Origin of the sequence: Hydrogenophaga luteola, assembly GCF_042648585.1 — a bacterium.
GTDB classification, from domain to species: Bacteria; Pseudomonadota; Gammaproteobacteria; order Burkholderiales; family Burkholderiaceae_C; genus Hydrogenophaga; species Hydrogenophaga luteola.
This window is the reverse complement of record NZ_JBHRXX010000004.1, coordinates 176,655-184,397: the sequence shown is the minus strand read 5'-3', so window position 1 is coordinate 184,397 and position 7,743 is coordinate 176,655. Positions and strand designations below refer to the sequence as shown.

Below are 7,743 nucleotides of genomic sequence, written 5' to 3'. Positions count from 1 at the left end.
CTTCCGGAGCCGCGTCGATCTGGTCGTAGGCCTTGGCGGCGCCACCGAACTTGGCAGCCAGCACCGTGGTGATAGCAGCCGTCAGGGTGGTCTTGCCGTGGTCCACGTGACCGATGGTGCCCACGTTCACGTGCGGCTTGGTCCGCTCAAATTTCTCTTTTGCCATTTTTCAGCTCCAAAACAAAATTGCCGAAACACCAGAACAAAGATGGTGCCCTTGGCGGGAATCGGACCCGCGACCTCTCCCTTACCAAGGGAGTGCTCTACCACTGAGCCACAAGGGCCAAGACATCCGACACACGCCGGACGCCCTGAAATTCAAACTCCGCGCCCGCTGATCAGACGGAACCAACAACTGGATATGGAGCGGGAGACGGGAATCGAACCCGCGTCATCAGCTTGGAAGGCTGGGGTTCTACCATTGAACTACTCCCGCACAGATTTCCATCGCTCTCACACTCGCAGTCATTGGTGGAGGGGGCTGGATTCGAACCAGCGTACTCGCAAGAGGGCAGATTTACAGTCTGCTGCCATTAACCACTCGGCCACCCCTCCACAAACGCAGCCCAACATTATGCCACGGTTTTTTTGCCTGTGTCACTCAGCCCCATCAACGACCAGTCGATGGGCAAAAAACCCTGCTCCGCCAGCCACCGGTTCGCCGCACCAAAGTGGCCACACCCCAGAAACGGGACCGGACCGCGACTGGCAGACAAGGGCGAAGGGTGGTTCGCACACAGCACCTTGTGGCGTGACGCATCGATCAGATCGGCCTTCTTCTGGGCGTGCGCACCCCACAACAAAAACACCTTTGGCTCGACAGATGCACTGCACGCCTCGATGACGGCATCAGTGAGCACTTCCCAACCCTGTCCCGCATGACTCCCCGCCTGACCATCTTCCACCGTCAGACACGTGTTGAGCAGTAGGACCCCCTGCCGCGCCCACGGCACCAGCGAACCGTCATCAGGCATCGCCAACCCCAGATCGCGGCCCTGCTCCTTGAAGATATTGCGCAGGCTCGGCGGCTTGCGCACACCCGGCGCCACCGAAAACGCCAATCCTTCGGCCTGACCTGGCCCGTGATAGGGGTCCTGCCCGACGATCACCACGCGGACATCGGCCGGACCTCCCCAGGATAGGGCCCGCAGCGGTTCCGGTGGATAGATCACTGCGCCACCGCGCAAGCGCGCGCGCAGGAAGGCCAGCAGGTCCTGCCCAGCCCTGTCCGACCAGAACCGGTCGAGCACCGGGCGCCAGGCCTCTGCGACCAGCCACCGCGCCGGGTCTATCTCCCTGAGCCAGGGCACTGGATCGGTCGATGGACGCGCCGGTGCCACGCCACCCCAGTCGAAGGACACCTGCTGCATGAGCACAGCGCTCAAGCAAACAGCTCGGCCAGCGCCAGCCCGGGCTCGGGTGCGCGCATGAAGGCCTCACCCACCAGGAAGGCGTGTACACCCGCCTCGCGCATGGTTTGGACATCCTCTCGCCCGAGAATCCCGGACTCGGTGACCAGCATTCGATCATCCGGCACCTCGGACAGCATGTCCAGCGTGGTTTGCAGGGTCACGTCGAAGGTGCGCAGGTTGCGGTTGTTGATGCCCAGCAGTGGCGTTTTCAGCCTGAGCGCTCGGTGCAGTTCGTCGCGGTCGTGCACCTCGACCAGCACCGCCATGTTCATGCCCATGGCAATGGCCTCCAGGTCGGCCATCTGCGCATCGTCCAGACAGCCGGCAATCAGCAGAATGCAGTCCGCCCCCATGGCCCGGGCCTCGTAGACCTGGTACGGATCGACCATGAAATCCTTGCGCAGCACCGGCAGGTCGCAGCTGGCCCGCGCCTGCTTGAGGTAGTCCGCGCTGCCCTGAAAAAACTGGCGGTCGGTGAGCACTGACAGACAGGCCGCTCTGACCTGGCCATTGCCCTCGGCGTAGCTCTGGGCGATGTCGGCGGGGATGAAGTCCTCGCGAATCACTCCTTTGCTCGGGCTGGCCTTCTTGATCTCGGCGATCACCGCCGCCTGACCGGCCGCAATCTTGGCGCGCAGGGCACCTTCGAAGTCGCGGGTCAGCACACGGCTTTCTGCATCGAAGCGCATCGCCTCCAACGGCTTCTTCTTGCGTGCGGCTGCGATTTCTTCGCGCTTGACCGCGACGATCTGATTCAGGATGTCACTCATGTTTCTGCGATTCCTCGGGCTGCGGCGTCTGCAGCACCTTCTTGATGATGCGATGGATGACCACACCGGCAATGATGAACAGGACGGAGACGCCCAACGCAATCCAGGCGCCCTCGTTCTGCAGCCACACAGGCACGGCGCACCTCAGACGCCCGAGCCAGCGACCGCGGACTGGGTGAAGGCCTGCAGCTCGCGCAGCTTGACCGCCGCCGCGCCCGATTCGAGGGTGCGGCGCGCCAACGCGATGCCTTGCGTCATGTCGTGGGAGACGTTGGCCGCATACAGCGCCACACCGGCGTTGAGTGCCACGATGTCGCGGGCAGCCTTGAGCACCGGATCGTCCCGGTTTTCCAGCACGCCCAGCAGCATGGCCTTGGAGTCCTCGGGCGTCTCCACCCGCAGCGCGCGGCTGCTGGCCATGGTCAGACCGAAGTCCTCGGGGTGGATTTCGTACTCGGCGATCTCGCCATTCTTGAGTTCACCCACCATGGTGGCCGCACCCAGCGACACCTCGTCCATGCCGTCCCGGCCATAGACCACCACCGCATGTTCTGCGCCCAGGCGCTGCAGCGCGCGCACCTGAATGCCGACCAGGTCGGGGTGAAACACGCCCATCAGGATGTTGGGCGCCGAGGCCGGGTTCGTGAGCGGACCCAAGATATTGAAGATGGTCTTGATGCCCAGCTCGCGGCGCACCGGGGCCACGTTCTTCATGGCCGGGTGGTGGTTGGGCGCGAACATGAAGCCGACGCCCACCTCGGCGATGCTGCGAGCGATCACGTCCGGCGACAGGTTGATGTTGATGCCCAGGCTCTCCAGCACATCGGCGCTGCCGCTCTTGCTGGAGACACTGCGTCCACCGTGCTTGCTGACCTTGGCGCCCGCAGCCGCAGCCACGAACATGGAGCATGTGGAGATGTTAAAGGTGTGGGAGCCGTCGCCGCCCGTGCCCACGATGTCCACCAGGTGCGTCTTGTCAGCCACGTGCACCTTGGTCGAGAACTCGCGCATCACCTGCGCGGCTGCGGTGATCTCGCCGATGGTTTCCTTCTTCACCCGCAGACCAGTGATCAGCGCCGCCATCATCACGGGCGACATCTCTCCACCCATGATCATGCGCATGAGGTGCAGCATCTCGTCGTGGAAAATCTCGCGGTGTTCGATGGTGCGCTGCAGGGCTTCCTGCGGTGTGATTTTGTGGGCGTGGGGCATGGGGTCTCCGGGAATCAGCGGGAAGGATTGTCGGACAGGGCGAGCTTGAGGCCAAAGCCGATGAACAACACGCCGGCTGCGCGGTCCATCCAGTGCATGGTGCGCTGCACCGCACCGACGCGGCGCGAGGCCCAGCCGGCCAGCCACGCGTAGCCGAAGTTGATGGGCAGCGAGTTCACATTGAACAGCAGGCCCAGCAGTAGAAAGGCACTCACCTTGTCCTCGGTGCCCGGCGCGATGAACTGCGGCACGAAGGCCAGGAAGAACAGCGCCACCTTGGGGTTCAGGACATTGGTCAGAAAGCCCTGGCGGTACACGCGCCACAGGTTCACCTCCGCCACCTCAGCGCTCACTCCCACCGGTACGACGGACGAACCACCGCCCTTGGCCAGCAGCAGCTTGACGCCCATCCACATCAGATAGGCCGCGCCCGCCCACTTGAGCACGGTGAAGGCCGTGGCCGAGGTGGCCAGCAGCGCACCCACGCCGAGGGCCGCGGCGAATACGTGCACAAAGCAGCCGCTGACGATGCCCAGTGCTGCGACGATGCCGGCGCGCACGCCGCTCCTGAGCGCGCTGCTGACGATGTAGAGCACGTCGGGGCCGGGGGTGAGGTTGAGCAGCCACCCGGCCGCGATGAACATCAGAAGCTGTGTCGTGTCGGGCATGGGCGTCTCCACGGGTCGATTCAGTAGGGTCCAGTGCGCGCGGCCTCGGCCGATGGGGCGGGCGCCTCTGCGAAGAAGCGGCGCACCGTGGCAATGGCACGGTCGATGCCTGCCGCGTCGACATCAAGGTGGGTGACAAAACGCAGGCCGATGAGGCCTGTGGCGAGCACGCCGTTGGCCTTCAGGAACTCCAGCAGTGCCGGACCGCGGCCCTCGGCCACATCGACAAAGACGATGTTGGTCTCGGCCGACTTCACCGTCAGTCCATCGACACCGGCCAGCCCTTCAGCCAACCGCCGCGCGTTGGCGTGGTCTTCGCCCAGGCGGTCCACATGGTGGTCCAGCGCGTGCAGCGCGCAGGCGGCCAGCAAACCGGCCTGGCGCAGGCCGCCGCCGGCCATCTTGCGGATGCGTCGCGCGCGCGCAATCAGTTCGTGTGACCCGCACAGTGCCGACCCCACCGGTGCGCCCAGGCCCTTGCTGAAGCAGACGGACAGGCTGTCGAAGTGGTCGGCAATTTCGCGCAGGCGGGCGAACGTGGTCTGCTCCTGCGCGGCCGACGCGACAGCGGCATTGAACACGCGCGCGCCGTCCAGATGCGTATTGAGGCCCTTTTCCCACGCCAACGCCGTGGCGCTGCGCAGGTACTCGTCGGGCATCACGTAGCCGTTCCAGGTGTTTTCCAGGCACAGCAGGCGGGTGCGCGCGAAATGCGGGTCATCAGGTTTGATGGCCGCGGCGATGTCGGCCAGCGCCATGCGGCCCTGGGCGTCCTGCGTCAGCGGTTGTGGCTGCACGCTGCCGAACACCGCCGCGCCACCGCCTTCGTAGCGGTAGGTGTGGGCCAGCTGCCCGACGATGTATTCGTCACCACGGCCGCAATGCGCCAGGATGCCGCACAGGTTGCTCTGCGTGCCCGACGGCATGAACAGCGCGGCCTCTTTGCCCGTGAGGGCAGCGATGCGCTCCTGCAGTGCGTTGACCGTCGGGTCGTCGCCGAACACATCGTCGCCCAGCGGCGCGGCCATCATGGCGGCCCGCATGGCCGGCGTGGGCTGGGTGACGGTGTCGCTGCGCAGGTCGACAAATCTCATTTCTTCTCCTCGCACGCAACCCGGAACACGGGACCAACGCCATTGGCACTGATCAGAAACGGCGATCCACTGCGCTTCATCAGTTCAATCCCGTGGGCAAAATCACCGCGCCCCGTCACATCCTGGATACGGTCGTCTTTGAATTTGATCAAGAAGAACATGTCCCCCATGTCGAGCATCCCCTCCACCTTCTCTAAGGTCTCGACCGGCAGGTCAGGATGCGGGCGACGTATGTCAACAACCTGAGCAACAGACTCCTGTTTCTGCCACCCGGATCTTCGCCTAACTGTCCAAAACACAGCGCCCCCATCAAGGTAGAAGCGGAACGATGCCTGGCCATTTCGCTCCGTGGCATAGCACCCAATCATGTCCTCAGAGGTGCTAGCGACACCCCACATTGGACACAACGACAGCACCACTGCCGTGAACAGCCATTTCCATGGTGCAGGGAATCTCATGGTCAATCAGACGACATCAGGAAGTTCTTGAGCATGGCATGACCATGCTCGGTGAGGATGCTTTCTGGGTGGAACTGCACGCCTTCGATGGCCAGCGTCTTGTGCTTCACGCCCATGATCTCGCCGTCCGGCGTCCAGGCCGTGACCTTGAGGCAGTCGGGGCAGCTTTCGCGTTCGATGGCCAGCGAGTGGTAGCGGTTGACGGTGAACTGCTCCGGCAGGTTCGCGAACACGCCTTCCTGCGTGGTGGTGATGACGCTGGTCTTGCCATGCATCAGCTCCTGGGCACGGACGATCTTGCCGCCGAAGGCCGCGCCAATGCTCTGGTGGCCCAGACACACACCGAGGATGGGGACCTTGCCGGCGAAGTGCTGGATGGCCGGCACCGAGATGCCGGCCTCGGCCGGCGAGCAGGGGCCGGGCGAGATCACCAGGCGGTCGATCTGGCCGGCGTCGAGCCGGCGCTGGATCTCGTCCACGGTGATTTCGTCGTTGCGCACCACGGTCACGTCGGCACCGAGTTCGCCAAAGTACTGCACGATGTTGAAGGTGAACGAGTCGTAGTTGTCCACCATCAGCAGTTGAATCCTCTTGCTCATTCCAGACCCTCCTCGACCAGTTCCGCCGCCCGCAGCAGCGCCCGCGCCTTGTGTTCGGTTTCCCTCCATTCCATCTCGGGCACCGAGTCGGCCACCACGCCGGCCGCGGCCTGCACGTGCAGGGTCTGGTCCTTGATGATCGCGGTGCGGATGGCAATCGCCACGTCCATGTCTCCGGCGTAGCTGAGGTAGCCGCAGGCGCCGCCGTAAATGCCGCGCTTGACAGGTTCGAGCTGGTCGATCAGTTCCATCGCGTGCACCTTGGGCGCGCCGGTCAGCGTGCCGGCCGGGAAGGTGGCCTTGAGCACGTCCATGTTGGTCATGCCGTCGTTGAGCACGCCCTCGACGTTGCTCACGATATGCATCACGTGGCTGTAGCGCTCGACCACGAAGGCCTCGGTCACCTTGACCGAACCGATTTTCGCTATGCGGCCGATGTCATTGCGCGCCAGATCGATCAGCATCACGTGCTCGGCGCGCTCCTTGGGGTCGGCCAGCAGCTCGACCTCGGTGGCCTTGTCCTTCTCGGGCGTGGCGCCGCGCGGGCGGGTGCCGGCCAGCGGGCGGATGATGACTTTCTGCCCCTCTTCGGTGTGCTCCTGGCGCACCAGGATCTCGGGCGAGGCCCCCACGACGTGGAAATCGCCGAAGTGGTAGTAGTACATGTAGGGCGATGGGTTCAGCGAACGCAGCGCGCGGTAGAGAGACAGCGGCGATTCGGTGTAGCGCTTGCTGATGCGCTGGCCCACCTGCACCTGCATGAAATCGCCCGCGGCGATCAGCTCCTTGGCGCGCTCGACCGAGGCCAGGTAATCGTCTTTGGCGAAGCCGCGCTGGGCCGGATGGTTCTGGCTGGGCTTGACCACCGGGGCCGCCACGGAGTACTTGAGCGCCTCCTTGAGTTCGCGCAAGCGCTTCTTGGCGTTGGCATAGGCCTCGGGCTGGGCCGGGTCGGCGTAGACGATGAGGTAGAGCTTGCCCGAGAGGTTGTCAATGACCGCCAGCTCCTCACACTGCAGCAGCAGGATGTCGGGCGTGCCCAGGGTGTCGGGCGGGCAGCTGTTTTCCAGCTTCTTCTCGATGTAGCGCACTGCGTCGTAGCCGAAGTAGCCCGCCAAGCCACCGCAAAAGCGTGGCAGGCCGGGCCGCAGCGCGACCTTGAAGCGCTGCTGGTAGGCAGCGATGAAGTCCAACGGGTTGCCGTGGTTCGTTTCGACCACGGCGCCGTCGCGGACCACCTCGGTCTTGGCTTCGGCTCCGAAGCCGCTGGCGCGCAGCAGGGTGCGCGCGGGCAGGCCGATGAAGCTGTAGCGCCCGAAGCGCTCGCCGCCGACGACGGATTCGAGCAGGAAGCTGTTGGCACCGTCACCCCGGCCGTGGGCCAGCTTGAGGTAGAGCGAAAGCGGGGTTTCGAGGTCCGCGAAGGCCTCGACCATCAGCGGGATGCGGTTGTAGCCCTGTTGCGTAAGGCTTTTGAATTCGAGTTCGGTGATCACGGTTCTTGCTCCGGGGTGCCTGGACGCTACCAGG

10 protein-coding genes and 3 tRNA genes are annotated in these 7,743 nt (G+C 64.4%); all 13 read right to left on the bottom strand.

The annotated features are described in order from the left end of the window. Positions 1-166, bottom strand: a 166-nt coding sequence (locus tag ACFOPI_RS10065; protein ID WP_295552859.1) for a GTP-binding protein, incomplete at its 3' end; no start/stop codon positions are given. 43 nt (positions 167-209) lie between these two features. Next, positions 210-284: transfer RNA gene (locus ACFOPI_RS10060), tRNA-Thr, on the bottom strand. A gap of 78 nt (positions 285-362) precedes the next feature. Continuing rightward, positions 363-436: transfer RNA gene (locus ACFOPI_RS10055), tRNA-Gly, on the bottom strand. 33 nt (positions 437-469) lie between these two features. After that, positions 470-555, bottom strand: a tRNA-Tyr gene (locus ACFOPI_RS10050). Between the two features lie 17 nt (positions 556-572). Continuing rightward, positions 573-1,370 carry a uracil-DNA glycosylase gene (locus tag ACFOPI_RS10045; RefSeq protein WP_382173466.1) on the bottom strand — a complete coding sequence of 266 codons (798 nt, stop codon included), beginning with the start codon at positions 1,368-1,370 and terminating at the stop codon, positions 573-575. 11 nt (positions 1,371-1,381) lie between these two features. Next, entirely contained in the window at positions 1,382-2,182 is an 801-nt protein-coding gene (gene trpC / locus ACFOPI_RS10040; protein WP_382173464.1) for an indole-3-glycerol phosphate synthase TrpC, read from the bottom strand. Then, entirely contained in the window at positions 2,175-2,318 is a 144-nt protein-coding gene (locus ACFOPI_RS10035) for a hypothetical protein (RefSeq protein WP_382173462.1), read from the bottom strand. Before ACFOPI_RS10035 ends, trpC begins: the two co-directional genes overlap by 8 nt. A gap of 8 nt (positions 2,319-2,326) precedes the next feature. Continuing rightward, positions 2,327-3,394: an anthranilate phosphoribosyltransferase gene (gene trpD, locus ACFOPI_RS10030; RefSeq protein ID WP_382173461.1), complete on the bottom strand. Its 1,068-nt coding sequence runs from the start codon at positions 3,392-3,394 to the stop codon at positions 2,327-2,329. A gap of 14 nt (positions 3,395-3,408) precedes the next feature. Further along, a complete protein-coding gene (locus ACFOPI_RS10025) occupies positions 3,409-4,062 on the bottom strand; it encodes a LysE family translocator (RefSeq protein ID WP_382173459.1) in 654 nt (217 codons plus the stop codon). A 20-nt stretch (positions 4,063-4,082) separates the two neighbouring features. After that, complete coding sequence (gene ltaE, locus ACFOPI_RS10020) at positions 4,083-5,156, bottom strand: low-specificity L-threonine aldolase (protein WP_382173457.1); 1,074 nt, start codon at positions 5,154-5,156, stop codon at positions 4,083-4,085. Continuing rightward, positions 5,153-5,614 carry a hypothetical protein gene (locus tag ACFOPI_RS10015; protein ID WP_382173455.1) on the bottom strand — a complete coding sequence of 154 codons (462 nt, stop codon included), beginning with the start codon at positions 5,612-5,614 and terminating at the stop codon, positions 5,153-5,155. Before ACFOPI_RS10015 ends, ltaE begins: the two co-directional genes overlap by 4 nt. A gap of 2 nt (positions 5,615-5,616) precedes the next feature. Next, positions 5,617-6,213 (bottom strand): anthranilate synthase component II, encoded by a 597-nt coding sequence (locus tag ACFOPI_RS10010; RefSeq protein ID WP_382173453.1) that lies wholly within the window; start codon positions 6,211-6,213, stop codon positions 5,617-5,619. Beyond that, positions 6,210-7,709: an anthranilate synthase component I gene (gene trpE / locus ACFOPI_RS10005; protein ID WP_382173451.1), complete on the bottom strand. Its 1,500-nt coding sequence runs from the start codon at positions 7,707-7,709 to the stop codon at positions 6,210-6,212. The genes ACFOPI_RS10010 and trpE overlap by 4 nt, the downstream gene beginning before the upstream one ends. Between the last annotated feature and the right edge of the window lie 34 nt (positions 7,710-7,743).

Bases quoted from the DNA above. Each gene is read 5' to 3' on its own strand.
- ACFOPI_RS10015 (WP_382173455.1), bottom strand. From the start codon at position 5,614: ATGAGATTCCCTGCACCATGGAAATGGCTGTTCACGGCAGTGGTGCTG.
- ACFOPI_RS10010 (WP_382173453.1), bottom strand. From the start codon at position 6,213: ATGAGCAAGAGGATTCAACTGCTGATGGTGGACAACTACGACTCGTTC.
- trpD (WP_382173461.1), bottom strand. From the start codon at position 3,394: ATGCCCCACGCCCACAAAATCACACCGCAGGAAGCCCTGCAGCGCACC.
- trpC (WP_382173464.1), bottom strand. From the start codon at position 2,182: ATGAGTGACATCCTGAATCAGATCGTCGCGGTCAAGCGCGAAGAAATC.
- ACFOPI_RS10045 (WP_382173466.1), bottom strand. From the start codon at position 1,370: ATGCAGCAGGTGTCCTTCGACTGGGGTGGCGTGGCACCGGCGCGTCCA.
- ltaE (WP_382173457.1), bottom strand. From the start codon at position 5,156: ATGAGATTTGTCGACCTGCGCAGCGACACCGTCACCCAGCCCACGCCG.
- ACFOPI_RS10025 (WP_382173459.1), bottom strand. From the start codon at position 4,062: ATGCCCGACACGACACAGCTTCTGATGTTCATCGCGGCCGGGTGGCTG.